The sequence below is a fragment of the Pseudomonas putida genome (assembly GCF_050990305.1).
GTDB classification, from domain to species: domain Bacteria; phylum Pseudomonadota; class Gammaproteobacteria; order Pseudomonadales; family Pseudomonadaceae; genus Aquipseudomonas; species Aquipseudomonas putida_AH.
This window is the reverse complement of record NZ_CP158817.1, coordinates 2460954-2474880: the sequence shown is the minus strand read 5'-3', so window position 1 is coordinate 2474880 and position 13927 is coordinate 2460954. Positions and strand designations below refer to the sequence as shown.

Annotated in this window: 17 protein-coding genes; 6 read left to right on the top strand and 11 right to left on the bottom strand. The window is 59.5% G+C overall.

Annotation, left to right across the window (positions count from 1 at the left end; translation table 11 throughout):
* Positions 1–84 precede the first annotated feature (84 nt).
* Positions 85–603: a carboxymuconolactone decarboxylase family protein gene (locus tag ABTV22_RS11535; protein WP_433740223.1), complete on the top strand. Its 519-nt coding sequence runs from the start codon at positions 85–87 to the stop codon at positions 601–603.
* 137 nt (positions 604–740) lie between these two features.
* Positions 741–992 carry a glutaredoxin 3 gene (gene grxC, locus ABTV22_RS11530; protein WP_433740222.1) on the top strand — a complete coding sequence of 84 codons (252 nt, stop codon included), beginning with the start codon at positions 741–743 and terminating at the stop codon, positions 990–992.
* A gap of 354 nt (positions 993–1346) precedes the next feature.
* Here grxC and ABTV22_RS11525 read toward each other — a convergent pair whose 3' ends face one another.
* Complete coding sequence (locus tag ABTV22_RS11525; RefSeq protein WP_433740221.1) at positions 1347–2549, bottom strand: NAD(P)/FAD-dependent oxidoreductase; 1203 nt, start codon at positions 2547–2549, stop codon at positions 1347–1349.
* 298 nt (positions 2550–2847) lie between these two features.
* Between ABTV22_RS11525 and ABTV22_RS11520 the strand changes: the two genes are divergently transcribed.
* Entirely contained in the window at positions 2848–3417 is a 570-nt protein-coding gene (locus ABTV22_RS11520) for an RrF2 family transcriptional regulator (protein ID WP_433740220.1), read from the top strand.
* A 3-nt stretch (positions 3418–3420) separates the two neighbouring features.
* On the opposite strand, the gene ABTV22_RS11515 is transcribed toward ABTV22_RS11520, so the two are convergent.
* Positions 3421–3762 carry a hypothetical protein gene (locus tag ABTV22_RS11515; protein WP_433740219.1) on the bottom strand — a complete coding sequence of 114 codons (342 nt, stop codon included), beginning with the start codon at positions 3760–3762 and terminating at the stop codon, positions 3421–3423.
* Between the two features lie 306 nt (positions 3763–4068).
* Here ABTV22_RS11515 and ABTV22_RS11510 point away from each other — a divergent pair, with 306 nt between their 5' ends.
* Together ABTV22_RS11510 and osmE are read left to right on the top strand one after the other, a co-directional pair.
* On the top strand, positions 4069–4308 hold the full coding sequence (locus tag ABTV22_RS11510; protein WP_433740218.1) for a hypothetical protein: 240 nt from the start codon (positions 4069–4071) through the stop codon (positions 4306–4308).
* A 13-nt stretch (positions 4309–4321) separates the two neighbouring features.
* Positions 4322–4675: an osmotically-inducible lipoprotein OsmE gene (gene osmE, locus ABTV22_RS11505; protein WP_433740217.1), complete on the top strand. Its 354-nt coding sequence runs from the start codon at positions 4322–4324 to the stop codon at positions 4673–4675.
* Positions 4676–4792: 117 nt separating this feature from the next.
* On the opposite strand, the gene ABTV22_RS11500 is transcribed toward osmE, so the two are convergent.
* From ABTV22_RS11500 to ABTV22_RS11460, 9 genes are all read right to left on the bottom strand, one after another.
* Positions 4793–4981: an SPOR domain-containing protein gene (locus ABTV22_RS11500; protein WP_433740216.1), complete on the bottom strand. Its 189-nt coding sequence runs from the start codon at positions 4979–4981 to the stop codon at positions 4793–4795.
* An 86-nt stretch (positions 4982–5067) separates the two neighbouring features.
* A complete protein-coding gene (locus ABTV22_RS11495; RefSeq protein ID WP_433740215.1) occupies positions 5068–5841 on the bottom strand; it encodes a 1,6-dihydroxycyclohexa-2,4-diene-1-carboxylate dehydrogenase in 774 nt (257 codons plus the stop codon).
* Positions 5842–5993: 152 nt separating this feature from the next.
* The gene (gene benC / locus ABTV22_RS11490; protein ID WP_433740214.1) at positions 5994–7007 is read right to left on the bottom strand and encodes a benzoate 1,2-dioxygenase electron transfer component BenC; all 1014 of its coding nucleotides are present in this window, start codon (positions 7005–7007) and stop codon (positions 5994–5996) included.
* Positions 7008–7017: 10 nt separating this feature from the next.
* Entirely contained in the window at positions 7018–7506 is a 489-nt protein-coding gene (gene benB, locus ABTV22_RS11485) for a benzoate 1,2-dioxygenase small subunit (RefSeq protein WP_433740213.1), read from the bottom strand.
* Entirely contained in the window at positions 7503–8867 is a 1365-nt protein-coding gene (benA, locus tag ABTV22_RS11480; RefSeq protein WP_433740212.1) for a benzoate 1,2-dioxygenase large subunit, read from the bottom strand. The genes benB and benA overlap by 4 nt, the downstream gene beginning before the upstream one ends.
* Positions 8868–9121: 254 nt before the next feature.
* Positions 9122–10081 (bottom strand): AraC family transcriptional regulator, encoded by a 960-nt coding sequence (locus ABTV22_RS11475; RefSeq protein ID WP_433740211.1) that lies wholly within the window; start codon positions 10079–10081, stop codon positions 9122–9124.
* Positions 10082–10285: 204 nt separating this feature from the next.
* Positions 10286–11215, bottom strand: coding sequence for a catechol 1,2-dioxygenase (gene catA, locus ABTV22_RS11470; RefSeq protein WP_433740210.1), 930 nt, complete (start codon positions 11213–11215; stop codon positions 10286–10288).
* A 54-nt stretch (positions 11216–11269) separates the two neighbouring features.
* Positions 11270–11560: a muconolactone Delta-isomerase gene (catC, locus tag ABTV22_RS11465; RefSeq protein ID WP_175392068.1), complete on the bottom strand. Its 291-nt coding sequence runs from the start codon at positions 11558–11560 to the stop codon at positions 11270–11272.
* Between the two features lie 10 nt (positions 11561–11570).
* Positions 11571–12719: a muconate cycloisomerase family protein gene (locus tag ABTV22_RS11460; RefSeq protein WP_433740209.1), complete on the bottom strand. Its 1149-nt coding sequence runs from the start codon at positions 12717–12719 to the stop codon at positions 11571–11573.
* Positions 12720–12846: 127 nt separating this feature from the next.
* Between ABTV22_RS11460 and ABTV22_RS11455 the strand changes: the two genes are divergently transcribed.
* Positions 12847–13731: a LysR family transcriptional regulator gene (locus ABTV22_RS11455; protein WP_433740208.1), complete on the top strand. Its 885-nt coding sequence runs from the start codon at positions 12847–12849 to the stop codon at positions 13729–13731.
* Positions 13732–13927: the final 196 nt, after the last annotated feature.

Sequence of the window (13927 nt, the reverse complement as noted above, 5' to 3'; positions counted from 1 at the left end):
ATTTGCACCCAATTGACCAGACCGAATCACTAGCATGGACTCCGTACCCAGCGCCTGTCGCGCGTTCATCCTCGGAGAATCACCATGACCCGCATTGCCCCTGTCAGCCTCGACCATGCCACCGACACCACCCGTCCCTTGCTGGAAGGCGTGCAGAAGAAAATCGGTTTCCTGCCCAACGTCTTCCGGGTGTTGGCCCACGCCCCCGCCGTGCTCGCTTCGTACCTGCAAAACTCGGCGGCACTGGGCAAGACATCCCTGAGCGCTACGGAAAAGGAAGCCATTTTCCTCGCCACGTCGCAGGTCAATGGTTGCGACTATTGCCTGGCGGCGCACACCGTGTTCGCCGGAAAGGCCGGGCTCTCGGGCCAGGAAATCCGTAGCGCCCGGGAAGGCAAGCTTGACGCCTTCGCCCTGCTTGCCCGGCAGATCACCGAAAGCCGAGGTCATCTGAGCAGCGACCAGATCGCCGCGGCCCGTGCCGCCGGGATCAATGACGGGAAAATCGTCGAAGTGGTCGCCCACGTGGCCTCGCAGACACTGACCAATTACCTGAACAACGTCGCCCTGACGGATATCGACTTCCCGGCCATCGACGCCTGATCAATTGCCCCTGTAGGAGCTGTCGAGTGCAACGAGGCTGCGATCTTTTGGTTTTTTGTAACCAGGATCAAAAGATCGCAGCCTTCGGCAGCTCCTACAGCAGATGCAGGGCGTAAACACCGTTTTGGAGAAAGAACATGAAGAACGTCACCCTCTACACCACCGACACCTGCCCCTACTGCCGCAGCGCCAAATCACTGCTGGCCAGCAAAGGCATCGCGATGCAAGAGATCAACATCCAGCGCGAACCCGGCAAGCTGGAAGAAATGCTCGAGCGCAGCGGACGACGCAGCGTGCCGCAGATTTTCATTGGCGACGCGCACATTGGCGGCTTCGACGATTTGGCCAAGCTCGATCGCCAGGTCGGGTTAATGTCGATGCTGGCCTGAGCCGTAAACCAATGCTTGCCCTGCCCCTGAACCTGTAGGAGCGCGCAAGCTCACACACGGGCATGTGTCCACCCGCGGACCTGTAGGAGCTGTCGAGTGCAACGAGGCTGCGATCTTTTAAAAGCAAGATCAAAAGATCGCAGCCTGCGGCAGCTCCTACAAGGAATCAGCCCACCCGCGGACCTGTAGGAGCTGTCGAGTGCAACGAGGCTGCGATCTTTTGAAAGCAAGATCAAAAGATCGCAGCCTGCGGCAGCGCCTACAGGGAGGCCGTGTGAATGTGTGCACAAAAAAATCCCGCCCAGTGAAACCCAGGCGGGATTAGCTCAAACAACCAACGCTATTGAAAAAGAATCAAGCAATCGGAATCAAAGGGTCCGCCGCCGCCCAAGCCACCTCACGATCAGCCACTGGCGGATAAATCCACACGGTATTGATCTGCGTCTTCAGCTCCTTGCCTTCTTGTCTGGTCAGCTTGACCTGGCGATCCCACCCTTCGGTGTAAACCGCACCCCAGGCGCCCAGGTCCAGGCAGGTGACGTATTTGGGCTGGCGATACGGCGTCGGGTCGACACCCAGGATCTGCGCGGCGACGTTGTTGCCCGCATGGCGGCCCAACACAATCGCGTGCTGACAGGTCATCAGTGCATGGTTGCCGATGTCATCGGTGGCAGCGTAAGCCACGTCGCCGGTGGCGTAGATGTCTTGCTGGCCGATGACTTTCAGGTGCGCATCAACGTGCAGGCGGCCCAGGTGATCGCGCTCGCCGGGGATCTGCGCGGTCAGCGAACTGGCGCGTACACCGGTGGTCCAGATCACGGTCTTGGCGTCGATACGCTGCCCGTCGGACAGCGTCGCACCGTGTTCATCGACGGCGACAACCGAGGCGTTCAGGTGCCATTTCACGCCGGTTTCGAGACTGGCTTCAGCGATTTTTTCCGCGATTTGCGGGCCCATGGAGCCGCCGACCTTACTGCCACGATCGACGATGATCACCTTGATGTCCGAGTGCTCACCAAGGATGGCGCGCAGACGGCTTGGCATTTCAGTCGCCGTTTCGATCCCGGTGAAGCCACCGCCGGCCACCACCACCGTGTTACGGGCCTGGCTTTCTGGCTGATCGGCCAGGGATTTGAGGTGGTTCTCCAGGCGGACCGCTTGCTCGATCTGATCGACATCGAACGCATATTGCGCCACACCCGGAGTGCCGGGCAGTGCAAGACCACTGCCGGTGGCCAGAACGAGTTTGTCGTAGATGATGTCCTGCTTGTTGCCCGAGGCATCAATGTAGCCAACTCGTTTTTGCGCGACGTCGATGGACTCGGCCGCGCCCTTGATGAAATTCACGCCAACCGCCTCGAACAATTCGCCGATCGGTGCGGCCAGTTGATGGGCGTTCGGTTCGTAGAAGCGAGGGCGAATACGCAATTCGGCCTGAGGAGCCAGCACCGTCACTTCGGTGCTGTTGTGATCATGAATGTTGAACAGACGCGTCGCGCTCACCGCTGCCCACATGCCACCGAAACCCGCACCGACTACCAGGATGTGTTGTTTCATTTTTAACTCCAGTGAAGAAACAGGCATTGAATGTTGTTGAAGGACCAGGAGCGTGGCGCGAGTCACTCTTGGGAAGCGCCGTTCACTGCCGATCTGACAACGGCGACTATATTGATCGTAGTTAATGAGCGCAATGGATTTTTTACAATGGTTGCCATCGATCAAATCGATACACCTAAAAATCCCTATAAAGGCCTTGATAAACCGGGTATCGCTCAAAAACACGCCGGCAGCCACCGTCGTTGTCCACGTCAACATCACCTGATATTATTTGCGACAATATTAGTCGGAGATCGAAATGGCTCTTTACAGCGCAGGCGTCGAGTACGGCCTTCACTGCCTGGCCTACCTGGTGGGCAATTGCGGCGACACCCGCGAAGCCAGCGTGCGTGACCTTGCCGAGTTGCAAGGGGTGCCCCTGGACTATTTGGCGAAAATCTTCACCAAACTGGCCAAGGCCAAACTGGTGGTGGCCACCGAAGGTGTGCGTGGGGGATTCAAGCTGGCCCGACCGGCCGACGAAATCACCCTGTTGGATATCGTCAACGCCATTGACGGGCGCAAGGCTATTTTCGAATGCCGGGAGATTCGCGGTCGTTGTGCGCTATTTGAAGGTGAAACACCGGATTGGGCACTGGACGGGCACTGCTCGATCCATGGCGCGATGTTGACGGCGCAGAAGCGCATGGAAGAAGCCCTGGCCCAGCAGACCATTCTCGACATCGCCCGACGAGTCGGACGCAAGGCCCCGGCACAATTCAACGCACAGGTGGACAACTGGTTGAATGATCGCCGGGAAAAGAAAGGCACCGCGAGTGCCCAGACAAGCGGCGATCAACTCATCCGGGTCACCGAAGTTTCCGACTGAAGGCTATATGCAGTCGCGCAGGGCCTGGCGCAGTGCCGCAGACTTGGCCCATGGCGGCCCTTGGTACAGCGACGCACGGCTACCATCCTTGGACTTCACGATGTCCAGAATCTCGTCAGCCGTAATGATGCTGGGCGCGGTGATCCGGTAGCCGTTGGAAATCGAGGATTGCGTCGTGCCGGATATTTGTTTTTGCCACGCCGGCAGCACGCACGCTGCCAGTTCCTTGGGTGGTTTTTCACTGTACTTGCTGACATTCGGCTCGCCCGGCACGAGTGACGCCGGCAACGAACACCCCGTCAGCAACGCCAAAACCACTCCCCCTACCAACATCCGACTCTGCATGAAACGCCCTTTATCCTGAAAAAATGAAATGTAGCCTGTCGCCACCCATACAGCCATGGGTCATGCCTGATTTAAACGGGTGGCGTGGTGATTCTTCGGCCCCGAGGTACCCCCCTGAAATCATCGGTTGTCGACATTTTCAATGGTCACTCCCCTGCCGATGAATCGGTACTTCACTACGACAGCGAATTTTTTCCAATCGTGCAAATGTCCCGACCAAAGGAAACGGCCAGGGACCGGACGAACACATCCCCTCCCCTCAAAATGGGTCTAAAATTTCGGAGCGAAGCGTTACAGGAGATCATCATGTGGCTTAACGAATCGGAACAAGAACTGCGACGAAACTTGATCGGGTTGGCGTCGGATTTACGCTGGTCAGCGGTCGAGCTTTTGCGAATCGCCGAACAGTTACGCCTGAACGGCAACGATGCCGACGCGCAAGCCGCGCAAAGACTGTGCGAATTGTTTCAGGGTGACGAAGAACGGTTATCGGGCTACGCCGAAGAAGTGAAGGCCAAGATCATCACCCGCAACAAGGCTCAATAGCGGACACGCTGCGATGAACAAGTCTCTGGTTACACTCGCCACCTTGCTTGCGCTGTTGCCAGGCTGCAACAGCAACTCACAAATCTATCGGGATCAACCTCTGGTCGCCAAAGTCGATTCCGGCATGAGCAAGGAACAGGTCCAACAAATCGGCGGCCCGCCATTAGCGATAACCGACCGCACCGTCGAACCCGGCACCTGTTTCGATTACAAGTTGACCCAATCCGGCCATCAGCAACCGTTCAATGTCAGCTTCGACAGCCGGGGCAAGGTTGACCACACCAGCTTCATGAGCTGCGCGGAGTGGAGTAATGCCCAGCTGAAGGCCCGAGAGGCCCGCCCCGGTGGTGGTGGCGGCGGTTATTAGCTTTTTTTGTAGGAGCGAGCATGCTCGCGATGATCGTCAGAGCACCGCGTGCATTCAGAAAACACGCGTCATCGTTAACGTCCATCGCGAGCATGCTCGCTCCTACAAATCAATGGGTCACTGGCTGCGCGAACGTCTCGACCGCGACTTATAGCCTGGAAGAGACGCCGCAAACGCCAGTGCTTCCTCCCGACTGCCAAATGATCCCAGTCGATCACCTTTGGTGCAGACCCGCCAGGGGCCATTGTTCACGCTGAGTACGTCATAACCGTTCATGTGCATTTTGTTCAGCATCGGAACACTCATGGTCACCTCCATCTGGGCAATGATATCCAAGGCCAACGCACCTACCTTACACCCTGACTCCACCAAAAGGCCGACCAGACGTCGAGTCAGCCCTGATCGCCGCCGCCCACGGGCATGACCATGCCAGTGATATAGGAAGCCTCGTCGCTGGCCAGAAACAGAATCGCACCGGCCTGTTCATCCAGCGTGCCGTAGCGCTTCATCAGGCTGCTGTCGAGGGTCTGGTCGACGATTTGCTGGTACCAGACTTTCTCTTGGGCACTCTGCTCGGCACTGTTGCGTGGAATCACCCGTGGCGGTGCTTCAGTGCCACCCGGTGCAGTGGCATTGACCCGCACCCCGCGCCCAGCGGTTTCGAACGCCAGGCAAGCCGTCAGTGCATTCACCCCGCCTTTCGCCGCACCATAGGGCACGCGGTTGATACTGCGGGTGGCAATGGACGACACGTTGACAATCGCCCCACTGCCCTGCTCCAGCATGAACGGCAATGCGGCATGGCAGCACCACAAGGTCGGGAACAGCGAGCGGCGCACTTCGGCTTCGATCTGCGCGGCCTCGTAATGCTCGAACGGCTTGGCCCAGATCGTACCGCCGACGTTATTGATCAGCACATCGAGGCGACCGAAGCGCTCGACTGCGGTCTGCATTACCCGGCTGCACTCCTCGTATTGCTCAAGGTCGGCGGTCAGCGCCAGCACCTGGCTACCCTGCCCCAGCTCCTTCTGAACCTCGAACACCAACTCGGAGCGATCCACCAGAATCAGCTTCGCCCCTTCAGCGGCCATGCGCTCGGCCACTCGCCGGCCGATACCCTGGGCGGCGCCGGTGATCAGTGCGATTTTTTCGTGAAATCTGTTCATGAGTACCTCATGTCGAAAATCGTATTCACAACGATGCCCTCTGTAGGAGCTGCCGCAGGCTGCGATCTTTTGATCTTGTTTTTTAAAAGCAAAGTCAAAAGATCGCAGCCTGCGGCAGCTCCTACAGGATTCCTGTCGTCGCTGAAAAATGTTTAAGCCGCGCTGGCAGCAAACTTCTCGTAGTAGAAATTCGCAGGCTGGATGCCCTGCTCGCCAATGTATTTGCTGACCGCCTCCACCATCGGCGGTGGGCCGCACAGGTAGACGTCGACGTCGCCATCGTTCAAATGCTTGGGCTCGATGTGCTGGGTCACGTAGCCCTTGAGCGGGTGTTGGCTGTCGGGGCTGGCCACGCAGGCGCTGTAGGTGAAGTTGGGGATGCGCGCGACGAAGGCTTCTAGGCGATCGAGCTCCACCAGGTCGAAATCCTGGGTCACGCCGTAGATCAAGTGCAACGGATGATCGCTGCCCTGCTCGGCGATTTTCTCCAGCATCGCGGTGAACGGTGCCAACCCGGTGCCGCCGGCCAGCAACAGCAACGGCCGACGGATATCACGCAGGTAAAAACTGCCCAAAGGCCCCGCCAGGCTCATGCTGTCGCCCGCCTTGGCCATGCCGGTCAGGAAACTGCTCATCAGGCCGCCCGGCACGTTGCGAATCAGGAAGCTCACTTCGCCGTCGCGCTGCAACGAGCTGAACGAATAGGCGCGGGTCTGCTCGCTGCCCGGAATGCCCAGGTTCACATACTGCCCCGGCAGGAACGCCAGCTTGCTCAAGGATTCGCCCTTGATCGACAGCGCGATGGTGCTGTCGGACAACTGGCGCACGGCGCTGATGGTCGCGTCGTAGCTGGCCTGACGGGTGCGGCAGACTTCCGAAGACGTCGGCACACGCACCACGCAATCGCTCTTGGCGCGCATCTGGCAGGTCAGGACAAAGCCTTTTTCTGCTTCTTCAGCGCTGAGGGCGTCTTCGATGTACTCCTCGCCCAGATCGTACTGGCCAGCCTCGGCGAAGCACTTGCAGGTGCCGCAGGCGCCGTCGCGGCAGTCCAGCGGAATGTTGATGCCCTGGCGGTACGCGGCATCGGCCACGGTCTCGCCGGCATTGGCGTCGATGAACCGGGTGACGCCGTCTTCGAAATTGAACGCTATGGAATGGGTCATGACGGCAGCCTCACAAGTGGTAAACATCGATGACCTGGCGAACGTAGTCGTTCTTCAAGATCACTTTCTTGGCCTTGATCAGCGGGTTTTCACCGCGCACATCGAGGGTGTAGAAACTGCTGCCGAAGTAGCTGTCGACCGCCTTGTAGCGAAAGCTCAGGGTGTGCCAGTTGAAGCGCACCTTGCACAGGCCGTCGGCCTGCTCCAGCAGCTCGATGTTGCTGATGTTGTGGGACGTGCGGGTGTCCGGGACGCTGGCGCTGGAACGTTCGGTCTTGATGCGGAAGATGCGGTCTTCAAGGCCGGTGCGGTTGCCGTACCAGATCAGCGAGATTTCCCGCTGCGGGTCTTCGGTCAACTCGTCGTTGTCATCCCAGGCCGGCATCCAGAACGTCGCGTCGGGAGCGTACAGCTCCAGCCACTCGTCCCACTGCCGATCGTCCAGGTAGCGGGCTTCGCGGAAGAGGAAGTCGCGAACGGCGTCATAGGTAATGGTCATTGCACGTCCTCCACGGCGATCAGCTTGGACTGCTCGGCGTCCAGGGCCTTGAGCATGGTCTGCTGCCAGTACTTGTGTTGCAGCACGAACAGGCCTTCGTCTTCGGTGCGTACGCCGCTGAGCAGCGGGTGCAGGTCGATTTCCTTCGCCGCATCGTCGGCGCCTTCGATCCAGTGCTCGGCACCACGGGACATGTCGTTCCAGGTAGTGACGCTGCCCTGGTAGCTGGTCTGGCAGGAGCGGAACTCTTCCAGGTCATCGGGCGTGGCCATGCCGCTGACGTTGAAGAAATCTTCGTACTGGCGGATACGGCTGGAACGCGCGTGATCGCTTTCTCCCTTGGGGGCGATGCAGTAGATGGTGATTTCCGTACGATCCACCGAGATCGGCCGGGCAATGCGGATCTGCGAGCTGAACTGGTCCATCAGGTACACGTTCGGGTACAGGCACAGGTTGCGCGAGTTCTCGATCATCCAGTCGGCGCGAGCCTTGCCGAAATCCTGGGCGAGTTCGTCGCGACGCTCGTAGAGCGGACGGTCCTCGGGGTTGGCCCAACGGGTCCAGAGCAACATGTGGCCCTTGTCGAAGGAGTAGAAACCACCGCCCTGCTTGGCCCAGCTGCCGGCGCTCATGGTCGGGTTTTCGTCGCCGGCCTCGCGCTGTTTGCGCTGGTTCTGGGTGGCGGCGTAGTTCCAGTGCACGGAGCTGACGTGGTAACCGTCGGCGCCGTTTTCGGCGGTGAGCTTCCAGTTGCCTTCGTAGATGTAGCTGGAGGAACCGCGCAGCACTTCCAGGCCATCGGGGGACTGGTCGACGATCATGTCGATGATCTTCGCCGACTCGCCCAAATGCTCCACCAGCGGCAGCACATCGGCATTGAGGCTGCCGAATAGGAAGCCACGGTAGGACTCGAAACGCGCGACGCGGGTCAGGTCGTGGGAGCCTTCGCAGTTGAAGCTCGACGGGTAGCCGGCGTTGGCCGGGTCCTTGACCTTGAGCAGCTTGCCGGAGTTGTTGAAGGTCCAGCCGTGGAACGGGCAAGTATAGGAGCTCTTGTTGCCGGACTTGTGCCGGCACAGGGTCGCGCCACGGTGGCTGCAGGCGTTGATGAAGGCGTTGAGCACACCGTCCTTGTTGCGCGCGATGAAGATCGACTGGCGCCCCATGGTGGTGGTGTAGAAATCGTTGATGTTGGGGATCTGGCTTTCGTGAGCCAGATACAGCCAGTTGCCTTCGAAGATGTGTTTCATCTCCAGGTCAAACAAGCGGGGATCGGTGAACATCTCGCGCTTGCAGCGATAGATGCCTTTGGCAGGGTCGTCTTCAAGCAAGGAGTGAAGGTATTCGGGTCGCAGGGTCATGGCCGCCGCCTCCATTGTTATTGTTCAGGCAAGGCTCATGCTAGGACGGGGCAATGGGGTGGACTATCCGCGGGGTGCAGACCTTTATCCGTTTTGTGCAGGGGGGGGTGGGGGTCGGGGTTCCGATCACCGCCAATACTCTGTGGGAGCAAAGCTTGCTCGCGATGGCGTCGTGTCAGCCAACATCAATGTTGAATGTGCCGGCCTCATCGCGGGCAAGCCTTGCTCCCACAGGTGCAAGGGTGTTTACGAGATCAATGCCGGCGTTTGAGGGTGTCGGACGGCAATTCGCCGAATTGCTTGCGATAGCTGTCAGAGAACCGGCCCAGGTGCAGGAAGCCGTAATCCATGGCCACTTCGGTGACGTTGCGCACATTGCAGGTCGGGTCGCTCAGGCAGGCGTGGATACGCTCCAGGCGTTTCTGGCGGATGTAGTTTTTCGGGGTGGTGTCGGCGTTGCGTTCGAACAAGGCATAGAAGGAGCGCAAGCTCATGTGCGCCTGTCGCGCCAGTTCTTCGCTGTCCAGGCTTTGCTTGAGGTTCTTGGCGATGTAGTCGGCAATCGCTTCGAAGGTCGCGGTCTGCGAACCGATTTCCAGGCGGCAGACGTTGGTCTTCATCAAGCCGAGCATCTTGCTGACGATGATCTGCGCGTAGTGCTCCTGCACTCGGGGGATCTGCTCGGTGGCCTCGGCCTCCTGGCAAATCATCGCCAATAGGTTGACGAAGCCTTCCAGCTCATTGAGCTGATAACGGTTCTCCAAAAACCGCACGCCCTGCCCCGGATAGCGCCAGCGCTGCTCGTTGCAGACCGACTCGAGCAAGGTCGTGGGGACTTTGAGGATGAATTTTTCGCAATCGTCGGAGTACGTCAGGTCCACCGGATCGTCGGGGTTGATCAGCAGCAATTCGCCGGGGGCGAAGTAATGTTCCTGACCGTGCCCGCGCCACAGGCAATTGCCGCGCAACAGCACTTGCAGGTGGTAGATGGTTTCCAGCGCGCCCGAGGTGACGCGAACGCTGCCGCCGTAGCTGATGCGGCACAAGTCCAGACTGGCGAACTTGCGATGATTGAGGCTGGCCAGGGGATGCCCGGCGCGAGGCATGAGAATGCAATGGTTACCGACGTGCTGATTGACGTATCCCGACACCGCATAGGGGTCGGCATGGTCAAAAATCGTACTGCGCTGACTCAGCAGTTGCGCTTGCATCATCGGCTCACTCTCGTTTTTGTTATGAGTTATGTCGGGCCATTCTAAGGCAGTACGGGCAGCGGTGTGTCAGCAGACTGACCTGTGGAAGGTCATGCCATGAATCCCATGTAGGAGCTGCCGCAGGCTGCGATCTTTTGACCTTGCTTTTAAAAGGCAAAGTCAAAAGATCGCAGCCTGCGGCAGCTCCTACAGGATTGAGGTGAATCAATCCTCGAGGGCACGCACCCGCTCGTGACGCTGCTGCTCTTCAGGCTGAGCCGACGATTGCAGGGTGAAGTCAAACTCGATCTCGGCGAAGCGACCGCTGACACCATAAGCCGCTGCGCGGGCCTGGTCTTCGCTGAAGGTGATCTTGGCGATCAGCTCGTCGCGGGTGGCGTAAGCGAAGTCGTCGTGCAGGTACTGGTCGCCATCCAGGTTGATCTGGGTGGTCAGGTGACGGTGATCCGGCGCGGAGATGAAGAAGTGCACGTGCGCTGGACGCTGGCCGTGACGGCCCAGTTGATCGAGCAGTTGCTGGGTTGGACCGTCCGGCGGGCAGCCGTAGCCCGACGGCACGATGCTGCGGAAACGGTAGCGGCCTTCGGCATCGGTGACGATACGGCGACGCAGGTTGAATTCCGATTGCGTGGTATCGAAGTACGAGTAGGTGCCGCCTGTGTTGGCGTGCCACACATCCACTACGGCGCCAGCCAGGGGTTCGCCAGCGGTGTTGAACACGCGACCTTGCATGAACAGGGTCACACCTGGGTCAAGGCCATCGTCCAGACGCGCTTCGCCTTCGGACAGTGGAGCACCGGCCACGTACAGCGGGCCTTCGATGGTGCGCGGGGTGCCGCCGGTCTTGCCGGCCTGCTCGTCTTCGGCGTCCATCAGCAGGTCAAGGTAGTGCTCCAGACCCAGGCCAGCCACCACCAGCCCGGCTTCTTGACGCGCGCCCAGCACGTTCAGGTAGTTGACCGCTTTCCAGAATTCTTCCGGGGTTACCGCCAGGTCTTCGATGATGTTCACCGAATCACGCAGGATGCGGTAGATCAGCGCCTTGGTGCGCGCATCGCCAGCATCGTTATGCAGGCCGGCGGCTTCTTCGAGAAATTTCTGTACTTCGGCAGTGTGGGAAATCTTGACGTTCATTTTATCGGTTCCTCATCTTGTAATTATTGGCAAAGCTCACTGAACAGGCTGGGTTCAGCGGTCATCCTCGCGAATCGAAGAAGGATGGCGGCACATCGCGGTGACTTCGATCGCCATGTACGGATACAGCGGCAATTGCATGAGCAGATCGTGCAGTTCCTGAACGCTGTCGACATCGAACACGCTGTAGTTGGCGTACTGGCCGGCGATGCGCCACAGGTGACGCCACTTGCCTTGGTCCTGCAGGCGCTGGGCCAGGGCTTTTTCGTCAGCCTTGAGCTGCGCGGCGCGTTCGGGGTTCATGTCGACCGGCAAGTTCACGGTCATCTTTACGTGGAACAGCATAATGCTCTCCTCAGGCTTGATGAATGGCAGTGGATGTTTTGTCGCGACGGAAAAACGCCAGGCGTTCTTCGTCCAGGCTCAGGCCCAGACCCGGCGTCTTCGGCACATGCAGTTCGAAATCTTTGTAAACCAGCGGCTCGCTGAGAATGTCTTCGGTCAACAGCAACGGGCCAAACAACTCAGTGTCCCACGCCAGTTTGTTCAGGGTGACAAATGCATGGGCCGACGCCATGGTGCCCAGGCCGCCTTCGAGCATGGTGCCGCCGTACAGAGCGATACCCGCCGCTTCGGCGATGGAGGCGGTGCGCAATACGGCGCGCGGGCCACCGTTCTTGGCGATCTTCAGGGCGAACACCGAGGCCGCGCCGTCACGGGCCAGGTTGAACGCATCTTCCACGCATTCGATGGACTCGTCGGCCATGATCGGCGCCGGGCTCATGGCATTGAGGCGCACCATGCCGGCGCGGTTGTTGCGCGAAATCGGTTGTTCGATCAGGTCGATGCCGTTGGTGCCGAGAATCCGGCACGCGCGCAGCGCGACGGCTTCGTCCCAGGCCTGGTTGACGTCGACCCGCACGCTGGCGCGGTCGCCCAGGGCTTTCTTGATCGCAATCACGTGCGCCAGGTCACGGTTGACTTCGCCGGCACCGATTTTCAGCTTGAAGATGCGGTGGCGGCGCAGGTCGAGCATTTTTTCCGCTTCGGCGATGTCCTTTTCGGTGTCGCCGCTGGCCAGGGTCCAGGCCACTGGCAGCGCATCGCGAACGCGACCGCCGAGCAATTCGCTGACCGGCACACCCAGGCGTTTGCCCTGGGCGTCGAGCAACGCGGTTTCGATACCGGACTTGGCGAAGGTGTTGCCACGGATGCTGCGCTCCAGGCGCAACATTGCCGCGTTCACATTGCTGCCGTCCTGGCCGATCAACAGCGGCGCGAAATGCGTGTCGATGTTGGTCTTGATGCTGTCTGGGCTTTCGTTGCCGTACGCCAGGCCACCGATGGTGGTGGATTCACCGATACCTTCGATGCCATCGGCGCAACGCACACGGATGATCACCAGGGTCTGATTCTGCATAGTGTGCATCGCCAGCTTGTGCGGGCGGATGGTCGGCAGATCGACGATGATCGTCTCGATCGATTCAATGGCAGTTGCAAGCATTTCGATACCCATCAGGTTCTTGGAGTTCTGGAGTCGATTCTCGTACGGCTTTTTTTGTGACGCCAATATAGAATTGGTCTGACTTGATACCTTAAAGGTATGCAACCGATTGACGTCCGGAGGTTCCATGGAACTGCGTCACCTGCGGTATTTCCAGGTATTGGCTCAAACCCTCAACTTCACCCGCGCCGCCGAATTGCTGCACATTGCCCAGCCGCCCCTGAGCCGGCAGATCCAGCAACTGGAAGACGAACTGGGGGTGATGTTGCTCGAGCGCGGCCGGCCGCTGAAGTTGACCGATGCCGGGCGGTTCTTCCATGAACACTCCACCGCCCTGCTCGAACAGCTGAACAAGGTCTGTGACAACACACGACGGATCGGTTTGGGCGAGAAAACCTGGCTGGGCATCGGTTTTGCGCCGTCGACGCTGTACGGCGTGCTGCCGGAACTGATCCGCCGCCTGCGCAGCGGCGAGCCGTTGGAGCTGGAACTGGGGCTGTCGGAAATGACCACCCTGCAACAGGTGCAGGCGCTCAAGGCCGGGCGAATCGATATCGGCTTCGGCCGTATCCGTATCGATGACCCGGCCATCGTCCAGACCGTATTGACCGAGGACCGACTGGTCGCCGCCCTGCCCGCCGGCCACCCGTTGCTGGCCGGCCCCATCAGCCTGCGCGACCTGGCCAAGGAGGCTTTCGTGCTCTACCCCGGCAACCCGCGCCCCAGCTACGCCGACCACGTGATTGCGCTATTCGAATCCTACGGCGTTAGTATCCACGTGGCACAGTGGACCAACGAACTGCAAACGGCGATCGGCCTGGTGGGGGCCGGAATCGGGGTCACGCTGGTGCCGGCCTCGGTGCAACTGCTTCACCGCGACGACATCGGCTTCACTCCGCTGCTGGAAGACAACGCCACCTCGCCGATCATTCTCAGTCGGCGCGTGGGCGATGTTTCACCGGGGTTGAATCATTGTTTGCGGATGATTGAAGAATTGCAGCCACATCGATGACGCCCTCTGTAGGAGCTGCCAAAGGCTGGTGCTGAGAAAAAGGTTGGCCTGTAGGAGCGAGCGATGCGGCGACCCGACTTGCCCGCGATAGCGGCGCTACATTCAAAATTGTTGTCGACTGATGCGACGCCATCGCGAGCAAGCCGAAAAGAGATTTATCTGTAGGAGCAGAGCTTGCTCGCGATGGCGGCGTTAC